The sequence below is a fragment of the Acidobacteriota bacterium genome (assembly GCA_026393675.1).
Classification (GTDB): Bacteria; Acidobacteriota; Vicinamibacteria; order Vicinamibacterales; family JAKQTR01; genus JBAXOX01.
Map to the genome: position 1 here is coordinate 240,051 of JAPKZQ010000015.1, position 25,238 is coordinate 265,288.

Below are 25,238 nucleotides of genomic sequence, written 5' to 3' on the forward strand. Positions count from 1 at the left end.
GCAATCGACCATGAAGAATCGTGACGCACCCCTGCCGGAGAAGACCGTTCTAGGCGTGCACCGCGGCATCTTCATGTTGGGACTTGTCAGCTTCCTTACTGACCTCAGCTCGGAGATGATCTTCTCCGTATTCTCTGTATTCCTCATCGCAATTCTGGGCGCCTCGGCGGCACTTCTTGGGATTATCGAGGGAATAGCGGACTTTGCCGCCTCGTCGCTCGATTACGTGGCCGGCTTTGTCTCCGACCGAACCGGCAAGCGGAAGACCCTCACTATCCTGGGCTACGCGTTCTCGACGCTGGCTAAGATGATCATCGCGCTTCAGAGCACGCTGTTCTCGGCCGCCGTGTTCCGCGTGATCGAGCGCCTCGGGAAGTCCTTCCGCGGCGCTCCGCGTGATGCCTGGATCTCATCGATGGCGGCCCAGAAGAATGCCGGCTTTTCTTTTGGAGTCCACAAGGCCATGGACAAGTCGGGGGCGATCCTCGGCCCAATTGCCGCCTACTTCATTCTGGACCGTCTGGGCGAGGCCGCCTCGACGTTCAAGATCCTATTCCTGGTGGCCCTCGTCCCTGCGGCGTTGGCCGTACTGCTCCTCTTCTTCATCAGTGAAAGACCCGTCCCACCCGCCGAGAGAGAGAACGTCTTCAGGGCGTACAGAACATTCGGCCCCGATTTCAAGCATTACCTGTTCACCGCTGGACTCTTTTCCCTGGCCTATTTCAGCTTCGGTTTCCTGCTGCTCAAGGCTTACAGCGTCGGCTTCGCCATTCAGAGCGTTACCCTGCTCTACGCGCTGTACAACGTGTCCTTTGTGATCGCCGCGCCGCTGTTGGGAAAGCTGGGTGACCACGTAGGTAGGCGCAAGATCATCGCTCTCGAATACGTCCTGTATCTCTTGATGTGTGTGGGCTTTATCTTCGCCTCGGCGAAATGGCAGGTCGTGGCGCTGTTTCTCGTCTTCGGCGTCTTCTACGCCATCGATGAAAGTCAGAGTAAGGCCTACATCACCGACATGGAAAAGACAAGAAGAGGCACAGCCATCGGCGCCTATAGCTTCTTCACGGGTCTGGTCTACCTTCCAGCGTCGATCATTGCCGGCGCGCTCTGGAAGATCAACCCGAGCTACGCCTTCGGGTTCGCCGGAATCACCTCCGCGGCAGCGTTTGTGTTCTTCGTTTCGCGCAGAGCCAAGAACCGATGACCTCACCGCGAGTGATCCTGGCGCACGCGGTGCCGCAGCATACCTGCGGCTCCGGGTGGTGTGACGGCGGACGTCCACGTCAGGCGACCATCCGCCCGAGCCTCGGCGAATCTTCCAGTCGGAGACTGGCGGAACCGACTTGCGCTACAACCAGGACGGGAAGAACACCCCGCTCGTCCTCCCGCCAGCCTATGGTCTGGCGAAAGTCCAGAACGAAACGTACACCGCGGAAGGACCGATCTCCTATTGGAATGCCTACGTCGCCGTCACCCAAATGGGCGGGCAAGGCAACTTCTCCGATCCACGGCTCAAGATCGACGTCAAGCACTCGCCGGACATGGTCACGTCCAAACTCCCGGCGTTGCGCGCGTACCAGCACAGCCTGCCGGTCCCTCCACCTCCGGCCGGAAGCTTCGACGTCGCCAGCGCCAAGCGCGGCCGAGCGGTGTTCGACCGGACGTGCGCGAGTTGCCACGTCGGCGGGTCCGGCACAGACAATAACAGCGGGAAGATGCATCCGCCGTCGGATACGGGTGTCGACGGGGCGTACGCCGCACGCACGGCAAGTAAGGCGTACCGCACAACTCCCTTGCGCGCCCTGTGGCAACACGCGCCGTACTTCCACGATGGCAGCGCCGCGACGCTTGTCGACGTCGTCGCGCACTACAACCAGGTCCGAAAGCTCGGGCTCACGGCGGAGCGACAGCGAGAGCTCGTCGAGTATCTGAAGTCGCTCTGAGCGTCAGGCGAGGGCGGCGTCCACAGGGCGCCGCCTGTCTACTTTATTCGTGACCGGTCCTCCGATCGAGAAGTCGCCGGATCGAGTACCACCATCAATGTGGCCGTGACCAGCGGCACGACACCGGCCACCAGGAACACGCCGTCCCCAACCAGACGAACCCACTCGAGCGTGTGAAACGGCCCACTCATCGTGAATGCCGGCTGCCGTGCGTGCCAGTATCCGTTTGCGATCGAGTCCCACAACTGGAGCACGCCGGCCGGAAACATGTCCAGCACGATCATCAGGCCGAGCCCGACATTGAGTCCCCAGAAGCCGAACCTGACGAGGCGTTCCGCCCGAGCCCACGCGGCCTCAGATGCCAGCGCGCGGAGCCCGAAGACGACCACCGCGAGCGCCAGCATGCCAAAGACGCCGAACAGCGCGGCATGGCCGTGGTTCGGGGTCAACACGGTGCCCACCTCGAAGTACGACACGATGGGGAGATTGATCAGAAATCCGAAGACGCCTGCCCCGACGAAGTTCCAGACGCCCACGGCCATCAAGAAGTAGATCGTCCAACGGTGGCGGCCCGCCAGGGCCTGCCCACACTCCTCGCACTGGCGCTGTCTGAGGCGTATGAAATCCCAGGCATCGAGTGTCAGGAGGGTGAGGGGCACGACCTCAAGGGCGGAGAAAGAGGCGGCCACCGCCATGTTCAGCGTGCCCTGTCCCGTGAAGTACCAATGGTGGCCGGTGCCGAGGATGCCCCCGCCCAGGTAGAGAATCGCGTCGAGATACACGACCCGCGTGGCCGTCTTGACCGTGACCAACCCCAGGAGATGGAACATCACCGCGACCAGGACCGTCGCGAAAAGCTCGAAGAAGCCTTCCACCCACAGATGGATGATCCAGAAGCGCCAGTTGTCGATGACGGCGAAGTTGGTGTGCGGGCCGTAGAACAGGGCCGGCAGGTAGAACACGGGGATCGCCGCGGCAGCGTACAGGAACAGCGCCCCAAGCTCGGATCGATTGCCCCGCCGCATCACCGGCCGCAGTGCCCGATACATCAGGACGAGCCAGAAGGCGAGACCGATCGCGAGCAGGATCTGCCAGAACCGACCCAGATCCAGGTACTCCGAGCCCTGGTGGCCCAGCCAGAACCAGGCCCGGCCCAGGGCACCGTTGATCCCGAGGTACTCCCCGAACAGGCTGCCGAAGACGACGACCGCCAGGGCGGCCAGCAGCACGAGGGCGCCAGCCCGTTGACCACGCGGCTCTGCGCCGCCAACAAGCGGCGCGAGCAGGAGCCCTCCGGCGACCCAGGCGGTGGCGATCCAGAAAATCGAGAGTTGCAGATGCCACGTGCGGGCCAGGTTGTACGGAAGCACGCGCGACAGGTCGACGCCATAGAACGCGCCGGGTTCAACCCGATAATGCGCGAGCACGCCGCCAAGGAGTGTCTGGGCCAGAAAAAGGACCGCGACGACGCCGAGGTACCAGGCCATCGCGCGTTGACTCGGGGTCCATCGCCACGTCGCCAGCGCGTTGTCGTGCGAGTGCCCCGGGGTGGCGGCCTGGTGCCATCCGAGGTAGTCAAAACGGCCGACGAGAAAGAGGACCGCACCGAGGCCACCGAGCAAGGTGATAAGGCTCAACGCACTCCACAGGTACGTCGAACTGCTGGGTGTGTTCCCCGCGGCCGGGTCGTAGGGCCAGTTATTGGTGTACGAGTAGTCTCTCCCCGGTCGGTTGGCGACTGTCGCCCACGCGGCCCACGTGAAGTACGTGGCCAGGTCGTCGAGTTCGCTCGGCTCGCGGATGTAGTTCAGCGGTAAACCAGCGGCAGCCGTGGGACCCGAGAAGAAATCGGCCCAGTGGACGCGTGAGGCGGCAAGTGCGGCGACGTCGAGATCGGTGAACCGCAGTATGCCGGTTCCCGGGTCGTAGCGGTTCTCCTTCAGAGAACGACGCACGGCGTCGGCGATCTCGGCGGCGGCTCCAGTCTCAAGGGCGAGGTAGGGTCGCCCGAATCGCCCGTGTGCGAGCGTGTCACGCCCAACCTCGACCGCCTCGTGCAAGGTCTCGGCACTGTAGTCCGGACCGAGGTACGCGCCATGGCCCCAGAGCGTCCCATATTCCATCAGGCCGTACCTCAGGAACACCTCTTGCCCGCGCAGGATGTTGGCCGACGTGAACAGCGTGCGGTCCGAGGCGTCCTCAACACGGACGGGAATCGGCGGGGCGTCCACGTAGGTCCGGTAGGTGAGGTAGGACAAAACGGCGAATCCCGCGATCATTACGAGAATGACGGTGTGCCGCCACCAGGGCGACAGGGGCGTGGTTTCTTCAGGCTGATTCATGACATGGACCTCGGGTCGTATGATAGTAAACAACTCCCTGACACGTGAAAGCGGAATGAAGGAAGAAGAAAATGCCGGAAAGACAATCCGCGACAGCAAGAGACCCCGTGAACACCCGTACCGAAACGGACTCCATGGGAGAAGTCGCCGTTCCCGCCGACAAGTACTGGGGCGCGCAGACGCAGCGGTCTTTCGAGAATTTCAAGATCGGGACGGAACGAATGCCGTTGCCTCTCGTCAGGGCTTTGGGCGTGCAGAAAAAGGCCGCAGCGCTAACAAATATGGAGCTGGGCATTCTCGACATCGCATTGGGGACTGCCATCGCTGACGCCGCGCAGGAAGTCATGGATGGCGCCTTGAACGACCACTTTCCGCTCGTCGTCTGGCAGACGGGGTCGGGCACCCAGACCAATATGAATGTCAACGAAGTGATCTCCAACCGCGCGATCGAGATTCTCGGCGGGCAGATCGGGTCCAAGACGCCTGTTCACCCTAACGACCACGTGAACATGGGGCAATCCTCGAACGACTCCTTTCCGACAGCGATGCATATTTCCGCCGTCGAGCAGTTGCAGCACGAGCTGATCCCGGCGCTGGAACACCTGCAGAGCGCGCTGCAAAGCAAGGCCGTCGCGTTTAAAGACATCATCAAGACGGGCCGCACCCATTTGCAGGATGCGACACCCGTGACGCTGGGTCAGGAGTTTTCCGGCTATGCGACCCAGATCAAGTACGGCGTCGTCCGCGTCAAATCCTGCCTGCCGCGTCTTTCCCAGCTTGCGCAGGGAGGAACCGCCGTCGGCACGGGGCTGAACTGCAAGAGAGGTTTTGCGGAGCTGTTCGCAAGACATGTCTCCCAGATCACGAATATTCCCTTCACCACCGCCGAAGACAAGTTTGAGGCCATGGCCGCCCACGACGCCATTGTGGAAACCTCAGGCAACCTGAACACCCTGGCCTGCTCGCTCATGAAAATCGCGAATGATATGCGATTGCTGGCGTCGGGCCCACGCTGCGCTATCGGCGAAATCCACCTGCCGGAAAACGAGCCCGGCTCCTCAATCATGCCGGGCAAAGTCAACCCGACGCAATCCGAGGCCATGACCATGGTCTGCGCGCAGGTGATCGGAAACCATACGACGATCTCAGTCGCCGGCAGCAACGGTCATCTGGAACTCAACGTCTTTAAACCCGTCATGATTTATAGCCTGCTGCAATCGATCCGCCTGCTGGCCGACGCCTGCCGCAGCTTCACGGACAACTGCATTGCGGGCATTGAAGCCAACAAAGAGCGTATCAAAGAGCTGCTGAACGGCAGTTTGATGCTGGTGACGGCGCTCAACCCCGTCATCGGCTACGACAACGCCGCCAGAATCGCCAAGAAAGCGCATCAGGACGGCAAGACGCTGAAAGAAGTCGCCATCGAGCTGAAACTGCTGACGGCGGAGGAATTCGACAAGGCCGTTCGCCCTGAAAAGATGATCGGTCCAGGCTAGCGCATCCGATAGGTCACAAGCGTGCGGATGTTGAACAGGCCGTCGTTCTGCGCGGGCGCACCGAAGCCGCGCCTGACCGAGAGCGGCGAGTAGAAGGCGTCCATGCCCAGAACCAACCTGTTCGTCAGATGGTAGCTGACCCCTCCGCTGGCCGAGACCGCCATGCCTTGAGAGAGATAGTGGGTGTGATCGATCATCCCGAATGTCAGCGCGTTCACCTGGAAGCCCAGGTTCATGTATGCGAGTCCGATCGCCGCATGCGGCGAGAGTCTGTTCGGGGCGTCCGGCCGATACGCGACACTGACCTCCCCGCCCGCATAACGAAGGGCTGCCGTGTCGGACGACGCGGCCTGGCATCCCTCGGGATTTCCCGCCGAGCCTGGCTCGAATGCCAGTGTGCTCGCCGGGCACGTGTAGGCCCCCTGCACCGTGCCGATTTGCCCGTACACCCGCAGGCCCACGGCCAACGCCGGTGTCTCGTAGACTGGTCGCTCAAGGGCGAGCGCGAGGAGTTTCGTCTTGAGCCCGAACATCGGGATCGGAGGCACGACCGCGACGACAAGCGACAGGCTGGCCGGCAGGCCGATGGTGACACGAGGCCTTGGGAAGAACGGCGTCTTGTTGAGATCTTGCGACTCGGTACCGTTGTACCCAACGAACTGCTGAGCGTCAGTGAGCGGAGGTAGCCATCCGGCTTCGAGCCCGATCGACACGGACCCCGGTTTCTGTGTGCGCGGCGTCTCAAGGCCGCCGACGAGCGTGACCGAGGTGAAGTACTTGAGCGCCCATGATTCCGGCCTGTCGAATGACAGGTGGTCGATTGAGTTCATCACCATCTGTGCGGCTGCGGGCGGCGGGACCACGAGCATGAGCCCCGCGCAGACGGCCAGGCACGCCACAAGCCGTGAGACCTCTGGCCGACGACCGACCCTACTGAGCGGTTCGAGTTTCATCTGAAGGCCTCGTCCTGAGTACGAATTGGATGTCGAGCTCGTCTTTGACGCGAATGGTGCCGCCCACTGCGGTGACCGGCACCATACCGAAATCGGTTTGCTTCAGCACGAACGACCCCCGCGCCGTGATGCGACCACCAGCGTCGAGGGTCACGCTGGCGCGGATCGTCATCGGGCGCGTCGTCGCGTGCAACGTCATGTCGCCCTCGATCACGATGTCCGCAGTGCCCGCGGTTCGCGCCGTGACGGAGACGCGCCGCGACAGAAATACAATGGTGGGGAATCGTGTGACGTCCAGCACCCGCTCCCCCAGCATCACCTTCTGAACGTCGGCGACGTCGGCCGGTGGTTCGTCCTTTCCGGTGACGCGCAGGGCAGCCGCCGCGAACTCGAGCGAGACGCTGGCATGTTGCAGGTCCGCCGGGTCGAACCTCACTCGACCACGTACGTCGGTCGCGGTCACTTCGTGCGCGTGACCGGCGAAGCCGAACATGCCCGCCTTCCCGACCTGGATCAGGACCTGGCTGTTGGCGGAGTCGATGGCCAGCACCGTTGGGCCGTTCCCGGCCTGAACCACAGCGTGGGTGAACAGCCAGGCCGCGATCGAGACGTTCCGTAACGAGCTGTGCAGCATGGCTTCCCTCATGAGTCGTTCGTGCCGTTGAAATGCAACCGAGCAAATTGCAAGACGTGTGCCCGAGATGCGACCCGGGCTGTGCCATCGCGATTCATGCGTCAGTGTAACGGCTGAGATCCCCGCTGCGTAGTGACGCAGATGACTCGGCGCGAAGTTGATGGATCGTGTCGAATCCCGCCAGTTCTTCAGCCTGCGTCCGCTTCAGGTGTGCCTCCTGGTGATCGTCGGAGGTCAGAACCAGGAGCCGTCGGCGAGCGTTGCGGAGAGCGGCGACGGTGGAATGTTTGCGCGAGGCGACGCCGGTCACATGGGACCAGACGCTTACCTGCAACGTAGATGCTTACGTCGTTCGTAAGCGTCCGACGTGTGAAATCACCAGAATCGCTCGATCGTTTGGCTGTGCCAGGGCGGTATCAGACTTGCACCAGCATCCTCCGTCCAACAAGACAGAGGGCCGCATCGGCCCCTGGAGGAAATGATGATGAACTCGCGAATCACACTGACAATGGGCGGCGTGCTTCTGGTCGCGGTGACCCTGGTTGGCTGCAGCGGCAGCGGCAGCAGCTACATGAGCCCCGTGTCGCCAACCCCGACGTCCACTACAACGCCCACACCAACGCCAACCGCTGCCCCCGCAGCAGCGGATGTGACGGTCAGCATCGTCGGCATGTACGGCAACCTGTCGTACTCGCCGAATCCGGCGACGGTGAAGGTCGGCCAGACGGTGGCCTGGAGCAACGCCGACGGGCTTCCCCACACTGCGACCGCGGACGCAGGAGCCTTCAACACCGGCAACATCGACGCCGGCGCGACCAGCAGCCCAATCACCATGTCGACGGCAGGCACGTTCCCGTATCACTGCGTGATCCATGGTTTCGCGATGACCGGGACATTGATCGTCACGCCGTAAGCGTGCACGAGAGGTATCTGGCCGCAATCCGGATTCGCCGGGCTCGTGCGGCCAGACCACCTCGGTCCGTTTCACTGCGCTTTGGCGCGGTCTCCCTCCGCCTGTGGTGAGCGTGCTTGACCCCCGGTTCTTGCGGCGACTACTGTGGGCGGTACCGCACAGGAGGCCGCGCCGCTCATGCAGACATCCCGTCGCTCGTTTCTCCAGACCGCCGCGGCCGGCGCCGCGCTGCCGGTCTTCGGTCCGCGTGTTCTCGATGCGCTTGAACGACGCCTCGAGCCGTTTGATCGGCTCTCACCGGCCGGTGCCGCGGCTGATGAGGAATTCTGGAGCGAGATCCGCAAGGTCTTTCCGCGTTCCGCCGACTACATCAACCTCGAGAACGGGTACTCGAGTCCGCAGCCGGGACCGACCTACGAGGCGTTCCAGCGGCATCAGCAGGCCATCAACGGCGGTCTGTCGTTCTACATGCGGCGCAAGAAGGCCGACGACCTCACGGCCGTAAAGAAGCAACTTGCCGATCTGGCGGGTTGTCCGGTGGACGAAATCGTCATCACGCGCAATACCACGGAGTCGCTGGGAACCGTCATTCACGGTCTGGATCTCGCGCCCGGCGACGAGGCCGTGATGTGCAACCAGGATTACGGCTCCATGCTGGAGCAATTCCGCCAGCAGTCGCGCCGCCGCGGCCTCAAGAACGTGGAAATCTCCATTCCACTTCATCCCCGAGACGATACGGAGATGGTCGACACGTACGCGAACGCGATCACGTCCCGCACGAAGATCCTGCTGCTGTCGCACATGGTCAACATCACCGGGCAGATTCTCCCGGTGCGGAAGATCGCGGACATGGCGCATGCGCGCGGCGTCGCCGTCATCGTGGATGCGGCCCATTCGTTCGCGCACGTGGCATTCACCGTGCCGCAACTCGACGGCGACTACCTGGGCGCAAGTCTCCACAAGTGGCTGTGCACGCCGCTTGGCGCCGGGCTCCTGCACATCAAGAAGGACAAGATCCGCAGCGTGTGGCCGCTGCTCGGTGAGACCAGTCTGCCAGACGATGACATCCGGAAGCTGGAACGGATCGGCACGCACCCATCGTGGACGGTCCTGGCCATTGCCGATGCGATCCGGTTTCACAAGATGATCGGCGCCGAGCGCAAGGAAGCCCGTCTCAGGTACCTGCAGCAGTACTGGACGGACCGCGTGCGCGACGTGGCGAAGGTGTACCTGAACACGCCCACCGGGGCCCGCGCCTGCGGCATCGCCAACGTCGGGATCACTGGCAGGACACCCGGCCAGACGGCCGCCGCGCTCTTCGACACGTTCAGGATCTACACCGTCGCGATCGACACGGTCCCGGTGAAAGGCGTTCGGGTGACGCCGCACCTGTACACAACAACGGGTGAACTTGATGCGCTCGTGAAAGCAATCAGGGAACTCGCGCGCGCGTAGGTTAGCTTGGCCGGGCTGGAGCCCGGCGATCCCAGGGCAGCACGCACCAGATCATTCTCCGGCTCAGTCCGTCCCGGGATCGCCACGCTCCAGCGTGGCCCGCCTCTACGAATTCCCCCCGGAACTCGCTCTTATCGCCCGCGGCCGCCCGCAGTGGGAGCCATAGCCGGGGCGGGTGCGCACACCGGAATGGGCAGGGCAGTCGGGGCCGACGCCACGGGCTTGAGATTGTTCTTCGTCAGGATGGCATTGAACGCGGTCAGGTCCTGGCCGTTGATCGTCTTCCAGTTCAACACTGCCGTCTTCAGTTCGCCGCAGCCGGCGGCGTACGCCTTGTTCATGGGCTCGTTGGGGGCCATGTCGCCGAAGTCGAGCGTGTCGAGCTGGCGAATGAGCGCTCCGTTGATCCCGACGAAGTTGGGAGGCGCCGCAGCACCTCGGCCCGCGCCGAATCCTCCGCCGCCACCTCCACCGCCGGCACCGCGCCGGCCGCCACCTGTGGTGCCACCCATCGCGGCCAGCTTCGCCTCGAAGGCTGTTGACGCCGCGGCCACATCGGCCGGCGGGTTCGAACGCGACAGATCGGCCACGGCGGCGCGCATCGCCGCCACCTGGTTGTAGGCGTCCCACGCCTCTTTGATGCCATCAACCAGCTTCATCTGCAATGCGTGCTGCGCGCGCAAGTCGGCCGCGGTCGCGGGTGAGCGCGGGTCGTTTTTCACCGTCACCGTCTGGGTGTAGGCCTTGCCGTTCACGGCGAGCTTGAGCGTGTACACGCCTGGGAGCGCCAACGGCCCTTCGGGCGACGCCGGTGTATCTCCGGCCATCGCGCCCATCACCTGGGCGTAGTTGTGCGTGAAGGCGGGCGGGTTGTCGTACCGGATGTTCCAGTTAATCCGATTAGCGCCCACCGCGGTGGGCATCGGCTTCGGCTTCTCCAGCCAGTAGTCGGGCACGGCCGGCGGCGGATCCGGCAGCGGCGCAATCGGCGCACTCGACAGGTGGCGCACAACCTGGCCGGACGCGTCCATGATGGCCAGTGTGATGTCTTTTGCCGGCGCCGAGCCCAGATAGTAGTCGATGATCGCGCCAAGCGGCGGGTTGGCGGCGTGCGGCACTTCCGGAGGGAACGGCGTGTCGCCATTCACGTTGCGCCGCACTCGGATCGCGTCGCCCGGCTTAAACAGGTGCGCGGGTTCGGAAACGACCGCCGGCGTGATCTGCCGCAGCGGCGAATAGTCGTCGAGAATCCAGAACCCGCGGCCGTACGTGCCCACCACCAGGTCGTTGTCGTGAATCGCGATGTCGCGATACGAGGTGTTGGGCAGATTCAGCATCAGCGACTGCCAGGTGTCGCCGTCATTGAAAGAGACATACATCGAGCTTTCCGTGCCGGCAAACAGCAGGCCCGCTTTCCTGGTGTCGGCGCGAATGACTCGTGCGAAGCTGCCGCTCGGTTGATCGGTGGGCAGGCCGTCGACAATCGCCGTCCAGGTCTTGCCGTAGTCGCGCGTGCGGTAGAAGTACGGCTTGTAGTCGCCTGTCGTGTGATAGTCGATCGCCACATACGCCGTTGCTGCATCGTGGTGGGACGCATCGATCGTCGAGATGTCGGCGCGCGTCGGATTCGGCAGGTTGGGGATGGTGACATCCTCCCAGCTCACGCCGTTATTGCGCGTCACGTGGATCACGCCGTTGTTGGTGCCTACCCAGATCGTGCCGGGGGCGACGGTTGACGGCGAGAACGACTCGATGGAGCCACCAGGTGCCGTGGCCGGCGCCGCACCCGGCGCTCCGGCGGGCGCGCCCGCCCCAGCTCCACGTCCGCCGCCAGACGCCACGCCTGCAGTTGGGGCTGGCGGGGCCTGGCCTTTCGGTATCCCAAGGTCCGGGCTCAGTTTCTTCCAGTGCATGCCGCCATCAGTCGTCGCCATCAGGTACTGAAAGCCCACCAGCAGCTCGCGCGGGTTCGACGGCAACCAGGCCATCGGCTGATTGGTGACCTTGCGCAGCGCCAGACTCGCATCCACGTTGGGGCTGACGTTGATCCATTGACCGCTCGGGTACGTGATCTTCACGATGCCGCTGCCGGGCCCGCCCGCGTAGATGATCTGGGGGTTGAGGGGATCGGCGAGGATGTAGCCGAATTCGTAGCCGGCGGTGGGGTACCAGTCGAGCGGCGTGATCGCGCCGAGGTTGCCGCGGCTGCGCGTGCCGATCGATCCGCTGTCCTGTTGCGTGGCGTACACCCAGTACGGGTACTGGGTGTCCGTGGAGATGTGGTAGACCTGCGCGGTCGACTGGTTGTACCACGAACTCCAGGTCTGCCCGCCGTCAAGCGAGATCGTGGCGCCCTGGTCGACGCCGAGGAACATGCGCCGGCCATCGGTCGGATCGATCCACATCTGCTGGGGATCGTCGCCGCCGGGCGCGCCCTTGAACGCGGCGAAGGTCTTGCCGCCGTCACGGGACCGGTAGCTCGTCGTGTTCATCGTGTAGACGATGTCTGGATTCCCCGGATCCACGTACACGCCGCAGAGGTACCCGCTTCCGGTGATACGCCGGTCGTCTGCGGCCATCTGCCGCCACGACCCGCCGCCATTGTCCGAGCGATACAGGCCGAAAGTCCCGACCACGAACATCCGCTGGGCGTTCGTGTTGGCCGCGACGGCCACCGAGGTGCGTCCGGCAAGCGCGGGCAGGCCGCCGCCGGTGACTTCCTTCCAGGTCAGGCCCTGATCGGTGGACGTGTACATCGCCGTGCCCGAGGGTCCGGTCGGAGCGCCAGCTCCGCGACCTCCTGCTGCACCTGCGCCGCCGCCGGCTCCCGCGCCGCGACCGCCGCCGGGAGCGGTGTAGTGCCGCACCGTCATGGCCAACATCACATTGGGATGGTCGTAGGCCCACGCGATGTCCTGAATGCCCGTCTCGTTGTCCACGTAGAGCGTCCTGGTCCAGGTCTTGCCGCCGTCGGTGCTGCGGAACACGCCACGCTGCTCGGTGTGCGTGTGGATGTTGCCTTGCGCCGCCACCAGCACGAGGTTGGGATCGTGCGGGTCGACCAGGATGGCGGGGATCTGCCTGGTGTCGTCCAGGCCCAGGTGCTGCCAGGTCTTGCCGGCATCGCTGGACTTGTACACGCCGTTGCCTTCGTTGATGCCGCCGCCGGTGATCAGATCGCCCATGCCCACGTAGATGATGTTGGGATCGGACGGCGCCACCTCGATCGCGCCGACCGACGAGACTTCCTTGACCGAGTCAAAGACGGGGAACCACGTTTCACCAGCACTGGTCGTCTTCCACACGCCACCAAGGGGCAGTCCCATGTAGAACGTGCCGGGTTGGCCGACCACGCCGGTGACCGCGGAGACGCGGCCTGCCCGGAACGGGCCGATGTTGCGCCATACCAGGCCGGAAAAGAGGCGAGGGTCGGTCGGGGCCGCGCCCACGATCATCGACCCCACCAGAACCAGGCCCATAACCGACAGCCAACGACGGGACCGAGCGCGTGTCATCATGGAAACACCCTTCGGACGGAGACGGAAAACTGTTGGAATAGACAGAGCATATCACCTGCCTGTTTCCTGCTTGCCAGCCTCGCCCGCGGCGTGCAACAGTAACGCGGTCAGTCAGGTCAACCTGTGAACCCAGCAGATAGCAGACCACAACGCGTGTCGGCACGCGGGTGGGTGTGGCACCTCCTGATCCCCCAACCCCTCGCCGGCCTTGATCTGGCCCCCGTCGCGGCGGGCCTGCAGATCCTGATTGCCGTCGCCTGCCTCATCCCGATCGTGCTCGCGCTGGCGATGCCCGACACCTACATGCGCCGGGCTATCGCGCTGGAGATCATCGCAGCCTGCGTGGCCGTCCCGATCATCGTCATGACCCGGCGTGGGCACGTCGTCGGCGCGGGCAACGTCGCGATCGCGGCCATGTGGTTGGTCCTCACCGGGGCGTGTGCGACGGCCTCTGGTATCAATAACCCGGCGTTCAACGGGTACATCGTGATCATCGCCGGGGCTGGACTGTTGCTCGGCCGGCGGGCCGCCTACACCGCCGCCGCCGCGAGTCTGGCGTCGGGGCTCGTGCTGCTGGTGCTCGATGCCAATGGTCTGGTCCCCCATCTCGTCTACACACCTGCCGCTATCTGGGTGTTCAACGCGATCTACTTCGTCATGGCCGCCGCCGTCCTGAGCCTGGCGACCAGTCAAGTCACCTCCTTGTCGGCGCTCGCGCGGCGCGAGAGCGCGGAACGACGGCAGACCGAGGCCCAGTTGCTCGAAAGCGAGGAACGGTTCCACCGAATCGCCAACGCCGCGCACGAGGGGATTGTCTTCAGCGAACACGGCATCGTGACCGATGCGAACCAGCAGCTCGCTGCGCTCCTCGGCTACGAGGTGCGCGAGATCATTGGACACCCAGTGCGCGATTTCGTCGCGCCCGAGTCGCTGGACGTGGTGACCGCCCACATCCGCGCGGGCTCCGAGGAGTCCTACGAACACCTGCTGTTGCGTAAGGACGGATCGAGGCTCGACGTCGAGGCGAGGGCACGCACGGTGCCGTTTGAGGGTCGCCAGATTCTCGTCACGGCGCTTCGCGACATCACCGACCAGAAACGGGCGGGAGAGGAGCGACTCCGGCTGGTGTCGGCAATTGAACAGGCCGGCGAGATGATCACGATCTCGGACCCCCAGGCCGTGGTCCAGTACGTGAACCGCACCGCCGAGCAGTGCAGCGGGTATCGGAGAAGCGCGGTGGTGGGACACCCCGTGGGCCTGATGCTCGGTGCGAACGACGACGACCCGGTCTATCAGACTCTGCGAAAACAGGTCACAGCGGGGCATTCATGGATCGGCCGACTGGCGTGCCGGCGCAAGGATGGGTCGCCGTACATGGCCGACTTGTCGGTTGCCCCCGTGCGTGCTCCCTCGGGCGAGGTCGTGGCGGTGGTGGGTGTGGGCCGTGATGTCACGGTCGACCTGGCGATGGAGGAAGAACGGCGGCAGGCGCAGAAGATGGAGACCATTGGCCGACTGGCTGGCGGCGTCGCGCACGACTTCAACAACCTGCTGTCGCCCATCCTTGGCTACGCGGAGCTGATGCTCAATGATCTGCCTGCCGAGCATCCGTATCGGGAGCCCGTGTTCGTCATTCACGCGGCCGCCGACCGAGCCAGGCGCCTGACGCAGCAACTCCTGGCGTTCGGCCGGAAGCAGGTCATCGAAGTCAGTCCGATTGATCTGGCGCAGGTAGTGCGCGATTTCGAACGAATCCTCCGGCGCACGATCCGCGAGGACATCGAGATGAACGTCCGGCTGTCACCGGAGCCGTCCACTATCGAAGCAGACACGCGGCAGGTCGAACAGGTCCTGATGAACCTCGCCATCAACGCGCAGGATGCCATGACACACGGCGGCCACCTGTCGATTGAAACGGTGAGCGTCACGCTGTCGCGGCAGGAACCCGGCGCGTATCCGGACATCCCGGCAGGCTCCTACATCCGGCTTACTGTGGGTGACACGGGGTCCGGCATCGACCCGTCGATCATCCCTCATATCTTCGAGCCATTCTTCACGACGAAGGAGAAGGGCCGGGGGACCGGGCTCGGCCTGTCCACGGTGTATGGCATCGTGACGCAGTTGCACGGTCACATCCGTGTCGAAAGCACTGCCGGCGTGGGCACGCGCTTCCATGTCTACCTGCCGCGGCTCGATGGGGTGGGCGCACCGATCCTCCAGAACGCCGGCGCGGTGACGACGCATGCCGGCCATGAGACCGTCGTGGTGGCCGAAGACAACGACATGGTGCGCGGCCTGGTCTGCGGCGCGCTCAGGCGACGAGGCTACAACGTGATCGAGGTCGCGCAACCGGAACAGTGCCTGGCGCTGCTCGGGGCGCACGAGGCAACGCCCGATCTGCTTCTGACCGACGTGGTCATGCCGAAGGTCAATGGCCGGGAACTCCACGTCAGTCTCTCGGCACGATATCCCGGGCTGAAAGTCGTCTACATGTCGGGCTACCTCGATGATGTCATCGGCACACACGGCGTGCTGGAGGAGGGCGTGAACTTCATCCAGAAGCCATTCTCGCTCGAGGCGCTGGCGACGAAGGTCAGAGACGCGCTGGACGGTTGACGGCGCGGCTGGTAGCGGTTCTTGGGGCAGGCGCCGCATCACGTGTGGGACGAGCGAGAGGGAACACGATGGGTCACCTGGTCGGCAAGGACGTCTATCGGGCACTTGGCAGGAAGATTGACGGGCTGACACTCAGGGCCCCCTGGAACGACACCTTCCACGCGATCCTGAAAGAGCTGTACTCGGCCGAGGAGGCAGACCTCATCGTCCGCATGCCGTACGGCCCTACCACGATCGAGCATCTCGAGCAGACGACCGGATACGCCCGCGCCACGCTGGAGCGGGTGCTGGAAGCCCTGTGCCTGAAGGGCCTGGTCACAGACGTCCACCTGAGAGGCCGGTACCGCTATATCCCGTCGCCGCTGGCCATCGGCATCTTCGAGTTCACGATGATGCGGACCGGGGATGGCGTCGACCACAAGGAGTGTGCCCGGCTGTTTCACGACTACCTGTCGAACGGCGGTGTCTGGCAGGCCAACCTCGGCGCGGGGCAGCAATTGCAGTTGATGCGCACGCTGCCGCACGAGCAGGCCGTCGCACCAGAGGAGCACGTCGAGGTGCTCGACTACGAGAAAGCCGTGTCCATCGTCGAGTCGCAGAAGCAATTCGCGGTGGGCACCTGTTCGTGCCGTCATGAAAAGTCGCACACGGGGCTGAAGCGGTGCGAGGTGCCGCTGGAGACGTGCACCTCAATGGGAGGGGCGGCCGACTACCTGGTGCGCCGCAAGCTGGCGCGCCCCATCGACAAGAAGGAGATGCTCGATCGGTTGACCCAGGCAAGGGACATGGGGCTCGTGATGAACGCCGACAACGTGCAGAAGGGCGTGAGCTTCATGTGCCTGTGTTGCGGATGCTGCTGCAACATGCTGCTCGGCATCAGCCAGTTCGGCTACCCGCACACCGTGGTGACATCCAACTACCTCGCGAAGGCCGAGGACACCACCTGCGACGGCTGCCTGAAGTGCAAGAAGGCCTGTCCGATTAAGGCGATTTCTTTCGAACGGCTGGCCGAGCCGGTGGGCAAGAAGAAGGCGCGGCCCGTGGTGGACGAATCGATCTGCCTTGGGTGCGGCGTGTGTGCGCTCGCATGCACGACCCGCTCGATGACGCTCCGTCACCGGCCGCAGCGCGTGTTGTACCCCGAGTCGACGTTCGAGAGGATCATCCTGCAGGCCCTGGAAGTGGGCACGCTGCAGAACCTGCTGTTTGCCGAGCCCGACCGGCTGTCGCACCAGTTCCTGCGCGCCTTCGTCGGCGCGTTCCTGCGCCTGCCGCCGGTCAAGAGGGCCCTGGTTGGCGAGACGCTGCGCTCGCGGTTCCTTGGCGCATTGAAATCGGCGAGCGGCATGGCCAGTCCGCGCCCGTCGTAAGCCTGCGCGGGATGGCCTGCTGTGCTATGCTGCGCCACATTCGGACCAGTTGAACACCCCCGACGAGGAGTCGTATGACCCTATTCCTGTTATCGCTGGTTCTGGCGATGAGCGGTCAGACAGCGCCGCCTGCCCAGCCGCCACCGCCGACGGTGGCGCCCGCGATCGTTCAGAAGGCCCCGCCCGCGCCGCGCAAGCTGTACAACGAGACCGCCGACGCAAAGGCGCTGATTGCAGCCGCCCTCAAGTCCGCTGCCGAGGACGACATCCGGGTGCTCATCAACTGGGGAGCCAACGACGACGCGTTGTGCGCGACGTTCCTCCAAGAGCAACGGAGCACGGCCGTTTCGCTCAAGATCAGAGATGACTACAAGCTTGTCTACGTCGATGTCGGCCATTTCGACAAGAACCTGGACCTGGCCAAGTCATTCGGCGTGACGCTGACCGCCGGCGCCTTGCCCCACTTCACGGTGCTTGACGCCAAGGGCGCAGTGCTTGCCCAGATGTCGGGCAAGAACATGGCGAACGAGGTGGATCCGGCCGCGCTCGATGGGAAGAAGTTGGCGGCGTTCCTGACGAAGTATCAGGCGCCGGCGCCTGCTGAGGCACTCGCCGTGTTTACGTCGGCCGTCGCCCAGGCGAAGCGCGAGGACAAGGAGGTCTTCCTCTGGTTCGCGGCCCCCTGGTGAGGGTGGTGCCACAGGCTGGGCGCCTGGATGGCGTCCACGGACGTTGCACCGCTGCTGGCGAAGGAATTCGTCAGCGTCAAGATTGACCTGGATCGCGCGCCTGGCGCCGGCGATCTCGCAAAACGCTACCAGACGAAAGTCGAAGGGCTGCCGTGGATTGCCATCGTTGACGCCGATGGTAAGGCGATCGCCAATGCCACCGGCCCTGAGGGCAACATCGGGTTCCCGGCCAAGGCCAGCGAATACGCGCATTTCAAGACGATGCTCGACAAAGCGAAGCGGCACCTGACCGACGGGGACATCGTGGCCCTCATCGCGTCGCTCGAAGCGGCCAACAAAAAGTAGGGGAGACTCGCGGGAGAACGACGATGTTCAAGTGGCGCGCCTGTTTCGCGATGGTGCTCGCGCTGGCTCTTGCACCTGTTCACGCACAGCAACCGGGCAGAGAGCGGCCCGGCGGGGCGCCAGCGACGCAGCAGCCGACGACGCGCGAGGCCGGACAACCGGCCCAGCGCAACGAAGTCGCGGGCCCGAACGAAGAGAAGATCTCCCAGACGTCTCACGTGCTGCGCCTCGATGGGCGCGACATCAAGTACACGGCCACCACCGGCACCTTGCCGATTCGCCTCGATGACGGCAAGGTCGCTGCGCGGATGTTCTTCGTGGCGTACACGAAGGATGGCGAAGACGCGAAGACGCGGCCCGTGTCGTTTCTCTACAACGGAGGCCCGGGATCGGCAACCGTCTGGCTGCACATGGGATCGTTTGCGCCCCGCCACGTGCAGATGGCCGATGAGGGCTTCCAACCGGCACCGCCCTACAAACTCGTCGACAACGAACACTCGCTCATCGACGTCTCCGATCTCGTCTTCGTCGATGCGATTGATACGGGCTACAGCCGCGCCGTGGCTGGCGTGGACAACGCGCAGTTCCACGGGCAGGATGGTGACATCCGGGCGTTCGGCGAGTTCATCGCGGAATATCTGAGGGCGTACAACCGCTGGCCCTCACCCAGGTTTCTGATCGGCGAGAGCTACGGCACCATCAGGTCCGCCGGCCTCTCCCAGGAACTCCAGTCGCGCCACGGGATCGAATTGAACGGCATCGCGCTCGTTTCGGCGTTGCTGACGTACCAGACCCTGTCGACCGCGCCGGACAACGATATTGCCTGGGCCGCGCAGATCCAGACGTTTGCGGCCACCGCCTGGTACCACAAGAAGTTGCCGCCCGATCTGCAGCAGAAGACGCTCAAGCAGGTTGTCGACGAGGCCCGGACGTTTGCGTTCGGCGAATACATGACGGCGCTCACAAGGGGCCACACGCTTGCCGAAACCGAGCGGAAGGCGATGGCCGACAGGCTCGCGCGCTTGACGGGCCTGTCGGCGAAGTACATCCTGTCGGCCAATCTGCGCGTTGAGTCCGGGCGGTTCCGCAAGGAGCTGCTGCGCGACCAGCGGCTGATGGTCGGCCGGCTGGACGGCCGGTTTACGGCGCTCGATGCCGACGCCGCCGGCGAGCGGCAAGAGTTCGACCCGTCGAACACCGCCCTGCAGGGGCCGTACACGGCGCTCTTCGCCGATTACGTCAAGAACGTGCTGAAGTGGGATTCCGATCTGCACTACGCCACATCGGGCAATGTTCGGCCCTGGACCTACGTCCAGAATCGCTACATGGATACCACCGACGTGTTGCGCCTCACGATGGCGAGGAACCCGTTCCTCAAGGTTTTCGTGGCCTGCGGTTACTACGACATGGCGACCTTCGTTGGCGGCGCCGAATTCAACTTCACGCACCTCGCGTTTGATCGGCAGGTGACCGACCGCGTTTCGTTTGGCTACTACGAGGCCGGGCACATGATGTACATCCGGCCGTCGTCGCACAAGGCGCTGAAGCAGGACCTGGCGACGTTCATCCGCTCGGCAACCGGCTCGAAGGAATGACAGGGGGATATCGACATGCATGGAGTGCGAAGGACGCCAGGAATCGTGCTGATGGTGCTCGTGGCGTGTGTGCTGGTCTTTGGCGCCAACGGGCAGTCGGCGGCGCCGCAGGGACGGCCCGGCGCGTCGCCGGTCCAGAAGAATGATGACGACTACACGAAGCGGATCCTGGACAACACGCCGGACAAACGGATTCTGACCGAACTGGTCGATCACATGCCGGTGTCGGCGACTGTGCCGTCGCCACTGAAATTCCTGGGCTACGTGCCCGGCGAGAACAGCCGCCTGACGTATCACAAGGACATCGTCGCGTATTATCAGGCCCTCGTGAAGGCCACCGCCCGCGCCACGATGTGGGAGATCGGCAAGACAGAAGAAGGGCGCCCCGTGGTCGCTTTGGCCGTTGCCGACGAAGCGACCATCAAGTCGCTCGACAAGTACAAGCGGATCACCGCGCAGCTCACCGACCCGCGCAAGCTCTCCGAAGAACAGGCCCGCCTGCTCATCCAGACCGGCAAACCGATCTACTACGCGACCGGGAGTATCCATTCGCCCGAGACGGGCAGCCCCGAAATGCTCATGGAGCTGGCCTTCCGCCTGGCGGTGGAGGAGACACCCTTCATCAAGCAGATCCGCAACAACATTATCGTCGTCATTACGCCGGTGTCCGAGGTTGATGGACACGAGCGGCAGGTCGACAACCGGCGAGCGGCGGACGCCGGTCAGCCTCAGCCCGGGATGACGTACTGGGGCAAGTACGTGGCGCACGACAACAACCGCGACGGCATCGGCAAAGGTCTCGCCCTGTCGCAGAACATGCTCAAGTCGTTCCTCGACTTGCACCCGCAGGTGATGCACGACCTGCACGAATCGGTGACGCTGCTCTACGCCTCGACCGGCACTGGCCCGTACTTCCCGAGCGTGGCGCCCATCCAGGTGACCGAGTGGTGGTGGCTCGCCGAGACCGAGATCATGGAGATGACCAAACGCGGCGTGCCCGGCGTGTGGACCTACAACTACTACGACGGCTGGGTGCCCAACTACATGTTCTGGATTGGCGTCGGCCACAACTCGATTGGCCGGTTCTACGAAACGCAGAGCTACGGCGGCGGCGGTGGGCGAGGAGGCGCACCTGCCGCGTCTGGCGCAGCGGCGACGGGAGCGACGCCACCTGCCGGTGGCCGCGCTGGTGGTGCGGCGACACCTGCGGGCGGTCGGGCAGGTGCTCCGGCTGCGCCAGCGACTCAGGCGCCTGGTGCCCCTGCCGCGGCCGGTGGCCGATCCGTCGGCGGCGGGCAGAGCCGCGAGTGGTACCGGCCGTATCCGGTGCCGCCAGAGGGCGTGCAGTGGAGCGGTCGCGCCAACATCAACATGCAGGAGTCGGCCATCCTGATCGCGATGAACGCGGTGGCGAAAAACCGCGAGATGTTCCTCGAGAACTACTACCTTAAGAACAAGATGATGGTGGAGCAGGGCCGGACGCGCGCGCCCCATGCGTACGTCATTCCCGCGCAGCAGCATCGGCGTATTGACGCTGTCGATTTCATGAACTTCCTGCGGCGCGAAGCGGTCGAAATCCACACGGCGACCGCGCCGTTTACGATCGGCAAGGTCCAGGTCGCCGCCGGCGACTACATCGTCCGGCTCGACCAGCCGTACGGAGGCTTGGCCGACATGTTGCTCGGCGTGCAGTGGTACCCCGAACAGAATCCGCGGCCCTACGACGACACGGGCTGGTCGCTGCCGCTCCTGCGCAACGTGCAAACGTTCCGCGTGGACGACAAGGCCATCTTCGACAAGCCGATGACGCTGGCGACGGCGGACTTCAAGGCGGCGGGCACCATCACAGGCACGGGCGGCACGTTCGTCATCGAACATACAACCGACAGCGCGCTGGCGACGTTCAGGTTTGCCAACGCGAAGGTCAGGATGACGGCCGCCGAACAGCCCTTCGATCTGGCAGGCCACCACTTCGGCGCCGGGGCCTTCATCATTCCTGCAGCCAACCGTGCGCTGCTCGAGCCGCAGATCCGCGATTACGGCCTGCTGGTCTGGGCCACCGATACACCACCCAGCGTACCCACGCACGACCTCGACGTGCCGCGCATCGGCTATGTCCACTCGTGGTCCAGCACGCAGGACGAGGGCTGGGTGCGGATGGTACTCGACAAGATCAAGGTGCCCTACACGTACTTCGGCGACAACCTGCTGCGGCAGGGACGGCTTCGCGCGAAGTACGACGTGATCATCTATCCCAATGGCCCGGTGACGGTGGATGGCGGCGAGATCCCCACCGATGGGACGCCGCTGCCCTACAAGAAAACCGATCTCACGCCGAACATCGGCACGGCGCCCGATTCGACCGACGATCGGCGCGGCAGTCTCGGACGCGATGGGCTGAAGGCGCTCGAGGCCTTCGTGCAGGAAGGCGGCGTGCTCATTGCCGAGGGCACCGCGGCGACGCTGTTTCCGGAATACCGTCTCGTTCCGGGCGTGACGATCGAGCAGCCCTCCGGTCTTTATGCGCCAGGGTCGGTGATCAAGGCGCTCATCGGCGACAAGACTAGCCCCATTCTCTATGGGTACGACCAGAACACGATCGGCGTGATGTACAAGGGCGGGCCGGTGCTCGCTCTTGGCGGCGGTGGCGGCGGACGGGGTGACGGCGGCGGCCGTGGCGGGACCTTGCCGGCCGGAGTGGGTGGCGGCAATCTGCAGCCGATGGCAACGCCGCCGCGATTGACGACGCTTGATGCGGCGCCGGCGGCAGCCGCGCCCGCGGGGGCTGAAGGTCGTGGCGGACGAGGCGGTCGCGGTGGCGGACGAGGCGGGTTCGGCGGCGGGGCCGCAGTTGTCGCGCCTCCACGCGTGCTGCTGTCGTATCCAACCGATCCCAATGATTTGCTGCTCTCAGGCGAGCTGGTGGGCGGCGAAAACCTGGTGGGGCGCCCCGCGCTGGTCGACGCGCCGCTCGGCAAGGGACATCTCGTGCTGTTTGGCGTCCGGCCGTTCTGGCGCTACGAGACGCACGGCAGTTTCTTCTTCGCGCTGAACGCGATGCTCAACTGGAATCACCTCGACGCCGGGCGGAAGGCCGCCGGCGCGCCAGCCGGGGATCGCTGAGTCTGATCGCTTCATTGGCGTGACCCACGACGGACCGCCCGGCGCCCTCGGCGCCGGGCGGTGTCTGAGCCGGGAGGCGCCGGGAATCGTTCACATCGTCGCTTGATCCGCGTTATGCCACGGCAGGGGCCTCACCGAAGTACTGTGGCGCCGGCGTCGGTTGAGTTGCCTGCAAACCAGTTCTCGCCGGTCGTCTGGCGAGGACGGTAGAGGACGCGCGTGTCCCATTCAGCGACCAGCTCGAGATCGAGCACGCGAATCGCGTAGTCGACCAACGCTGGTGAGGCCCGGCCGCGGCGGACGACGACGTAGCCGAGCCGGGCGCGTCTGACAAAACCGCGAGCCTGCCGCCGGGCTGCCCGTTCAAGTTCTGGCGGAACGGTCTGGTCCTGACTGAGCAGCATCAATGCGCTAAGCACGGGGAATCTGCGGATGGAATCGACTCTCCCGGTCGATACCCGCGAGAGGTACCCGCCGATGAGTGGTTTGTGATGACGAGTCTGATGGAACTGCGCTGATGCGTTGAAGTTACCCACCGACGACAGCCCGTCCCGCACCCCGAACGGGAGTTCCAGGACACGTACCCCGCGCGGATCGTCAGCGATGATGTCGTAGACCGGCGACGGGATGGCCCCGTAGAGCGGGCGCGGTGCCGGAACGAGTTCGAACAGAAGCAGCGCCGACACGCCGGCCAGGATCACGCGTCGCCGTGCCGGGTAATGGTCGGTCACTGCCCTCAGTGCCAGCGCGAACAACACGGCGACCGCCATCATGACCAAAACCGAGAACCTCGCTGGAGCTCGTGCGCTGCCGACGATGGGCAGGTATCGCAGAAGGGTCCACGGCGTCGGAATGCTGAGATTGATGCCGGCAACGTGAACGAACGGCCCAAGCGCGACGGCGCCAGAGGCGAGCGTCAAGCCAAGCCAGTACCCAGGCACCCGAGCACGAACGGCCCATACGGCGAACCCGATCACCACGAGCGCGACCAGCGGGATGGCGGCGACGTTCTCGACGAACCCGCCGTCCCGTGTCGCCAGCCAATCGGCGAACCACGGGCGGAAGAACGGGTGATTGGGGTTCGGCATGAGGTAGGCGAGCAGGTCGACGCCGGGTGTGCTGGATCGCCAGAAAACTCGCGGCGTCACGTACCGTCCGTCGTAAACCCGGATGGCCAGGGCAGTGAGCAGCGGCGAGAGCAGCAGCGCAGAGCTCAGGATGCCGTACGGCGACAACCGGATGAGCGCAGAGATTCCTGCGGGCACGTGCCAGTGGATCTGAGGCCCATACGTCACGGCGGCCCTTGCCATGACCAGCACGGTCAGGATCAACACCGGGGTGTGCAGGGATGTCAAGCCCACGGCCCGGCCAGCCACCGAAAAGGTGGTGCCGCCGGTCGCCGCAATGCCAAGGGAAACGATACCAACCGCCGCGATCAAGAAGTCGAGCGCCCGAACGGCCAGTCGGGGCCGTTCCCCGTGCGGCCTCGACAGTGTGACGTCGAGTACATTCGCGGCCAGGTGCCAGGCGCCGAGCAGCAGGCAGTAGACGCCGTAGTAGGGATCGCAGTACGTGGCCCATGCCAGCGTGGCCCCGAGCGCGGCCATGTCGCGCCGACGCCTTGTGCGTCCGGTCCGGCGCAGCAGGAGGACGAAGATCGGCAGCGGCGCGGCTGCAACCAGGCTGAAATGCGCGGTGCCTCTGGCAATCAGCGCGGGGCAGCCGGCAAACAGCAGGCCACCCAGCCAGGCTCCAATGCCGTCTCCAGCCACGTCGCGTGCGAGCACGTACATCGCATATGCGGTCAGTACAATCAACGCCAGGTAGATCAGATTGAAGGCGGCAACAACTCCCACCAACCGGATCAAGGGCAGACCGAGCAGGTCGGCAAAAATCGTGTAGTTGTGGAGCGTGAGATCCGCGTGAGGATCGAGCGAAAAGATGGTCGACGTGAACCACGGAAAGTGCATGTTCTCCAGCAGTTCGTGCTCGAATACCCAGAGGTTCCACACATAGACGCCAGTGTCTCCCGATGGCGACCCGGTGAGATGGGTTCCGAGATGGGCGGGCAGCGGCCATGTGAAGACCAGGGCGACCACCATGTACCCGACCAGCGGCAGGATGCGCCGATACCACGCCCGGCGGGGCAGGCGTCGGTCGGCCGAACTATCCGGTGCGCCGAGGCCGGATGGGTCGGTTCGACTCAGTCCGTCTGTCATGATCGACGACATCTCCGTGGCGGTGTT

16 protein-coding genes are annotated in these 25,238 nt (G+C 64.5%); 11 read left to right on the top strand and 5 right to left on the bottom strand.

Annotation, left to right across the window (positions count from 1 at the left end; genetic code table 11):
• The first annotated feature begins 10 nt into the window (after positions 1 to 10).
• A complete protein-coding gene (locus tag NT151_05775) occupies positions 11 to 1,204 on the top strand; it encodes an MFS transporter (GenBank protein ID MCX6538429.1) in 1,194 nt (397 codons plus the stop codon).
• Positions 1,205 to 1,343: 139 nt separating this feature from the next.
• Positions 1,344 to 1,943 carry a c-type cytochrome gene (locus NT151_05780; GenBank protein MCX6538430.1) on the top strand — a complete coding sequence of 200 codons (600 nt, stop codon included), beginning with the start codon at positions 1,344 to 1,346 and terminating at the stop codon, positions 1,941 to 1,943.
• Between the two features lie 38 nt (positions 1,944 to 1,981).
• Here NT151_05780 and NT151_05785 read toward each other — a convergent pair whose 3' ends face one another.
• Positions 1,982 to 4,285 (bottom strand): nitric-oxide reductase large subunit, encoded by a 2,304-nt coding sequence (locus tag NT151_05785; protein MCX6538431.1) that lies wholly within the window; start codon positions 4,283 to 4,285, stop codon positions 1,982 to 1,984.
• Between the two features lie 107 nt (positions 4,286 to 4,392).
• Here NT151_05785 and fumC point away from each other — a divergent pair, with 107 nt between their 5' ends.
• Positions 4,393 to 5,781, top strand: coding sequence for a class II fumarate hydratase (gene fumC / locus NT151_05790; GenBank protein ID MCX6538432.1), 1,389 nt, complete (start codon positions 4,393 to 4,395; stop codon positions 5,779 to 5,781).
• Here the strand turns inward: fumC and NT151_05795 are convergent.
• Together NT151_05795 and NT151_05800 are read right to left on the bottom strand one after the other, a co-directional pair.
• Positions 5,778 to 6,734 carry a hypothetical protein gene (locus tag NT151_05795; protein ID MCX6538433.1) on the bottom strand — a complete coding sequence of 319 codons (957 nt, stop codon included), beginning with the start codon at positions 6,732 to 6,734 and terminating at the stop codon, positions 5,778 to 5,780. The two genes, fumC and NT151_05795, sit on opposite strands and share 4 nt — an antisense overlap.
• On the bottom strand, positions 6,712 to 7,368 hold the full coding sequence (locus NT151_05800) for a YceI family protein (GenBank protein MCX6538434.1): 657 nt from the start codon (positions 7,366 to 7,368) through the stop codon (positions 6,712 to 6,714). The genes NT151_05795 and NT151_05800 overlap by 23 nt, the downstream gene beginning before the upstream one ends.
• Positions 7,369 to 7,849: 481 nt before the next feature.
• Here NT151_05800 and NT151_05805 point away from each other — a divergent pair, with 481 nt between their 5' ends.
• Both NT151_05805 and NT151_05810 read left to right on the top strand, forming a co-directional pair.
• Positions 7,850 to 8,281, top strand: a complete 432-nt coding sequence (locus tag NT151_05805) for a cupredoxin domain-containing protein (protein ID MCX6538435.1) — start codon at positions 7,850 to 7,852, stop codon at positions 8,279 to 8,281.
• Between the two features lie 177 nt (positions 8,282 to 8,458).
• On the top strand, positions 8,459 to 9,736 hold the full coding sequence (locus NT151_05810; GenBank protein ID MCX6538436.1) for an aminotransferase class V-fold PLP-dependent enzyme: 1,278 nt from the start codon (positions 8,459 to 8,461) through the stop codon (positions 9,734 to 9,736).
• Positions 9,737 to 9,867: 131 nt separating this feature from the next.
• On the opposite strand, the gene NT151_05815 is transcribed toward NT151_05810, so the two are convergent.
• The gene (locus tag NT151_05815; GenBank protein ID MCX6538437.1) at positions 9,868 to 13,254 is read right to left on the bottom strand and encodes a hypothetical protein; all 3,387 of its coding nucleotides are present in this window, start codon (positions 13,252 to 13,254) and stop codon (positions 9,868 to 9,870) included.
• Positions 13,255 to 13,407: 153 nt separating this feature from the next.
• On the opposite strand from NT151_05815, the gene NT151_05820 reads away from it, so the two are divergent.
• The 6 genes from NT151_05820 (at position 13,408) to NT151_05845 (ending at position 22,992) form a co-directional block, all read left to right on the top strand.
• A complete protein-coding gene (locus NT151_05820) occupies positions 13,408 to 15,870 on the top strand; it encodes a PAS domain S-box protein (protein ID MCX6538438.1) in 2,463 nt (820 codons plus the stop codon).
• Positions 15,871 to 15,938: 68 nt separating this feature from the next.
• Positions 15,939 to 17,240, top strand: coding sequence for a 4Fe-4S dicluster domain-containing protein (locus NT151_05825; GenBank protein ID MCX6538439.1), 1,302 nt, complete (start codon positions 15,939 to 15,941; stop codon positions 17,238 to 17,240).
• Between the two features lie 74 nt (positions 17,241 to 17,314).
• On the top strand, positions 17,315 to 17,929 hold the full coding sequence (locus tag NT151_05830) for a hypothetical protein (protein ID MCX6538440.1): 615 nt from the start codon (positions 17,315 to 17,317) through the stop codon (positions 17,927 to 17,929).
• Between the two features lie 27 nt (positions 17,930 to 17,956).
• Complete coding sequence (locus tag NT151_05835) at positions 17,957 to 18,274, top strand: hypothetical protein (protein MCX6538441.1); 318 nt, start codon at positions 17,957 to 17,959, stop codon at positions 18,272 to 18,274.
• 23 nt (positions 18,275 to 18,297) lie between these two features.
• Positions 18,298 to 19,869: a peptidase S10 gene (locus NT151_05840; GenBank protein MCX6538442.1), complete on the top strand. Its 1,572-nt coding sequence runs from the start codon at positions 18,298 to 18,300 to the stop codon at positions 19,867 to 19,869.
• A 15-nt stretch (positions 19,870 to 19,884) separates the two neighbouring features.
• Positions 19,885 to 22,992 (top strand): M14 family zinc carboxypeptidase, encoded by a 3,108-nt coding sequence (locus NT151_05845; GenBank protein MCX6538443.1) that lies wholly within the window; start codon positions 19,885 to 19,887, stop codon positions 22,990 to 22,992.
• Positions 22,993 to 23,123: 131 nt separating this feature from the next.
• On the opposite strand, the gene NT151_05850 is transcribed toward NT151_05845, so the two are convergent.
• The gene (locus NT151_05850) at positions 23,124 to 25,211 is read right to left on the bottom strand and encodes a hypothetical protein (GenBank protein ID MCX6538444.1); all 2,088 of its coding nucleotides are present in this window, start codon (positions 25,209 to 25,211) and stop codon (positions 23,124 to 23,126) included.
• Between the last annotated feature and the right edge of the window lie 27 nt (positions 25,212 to 25,238).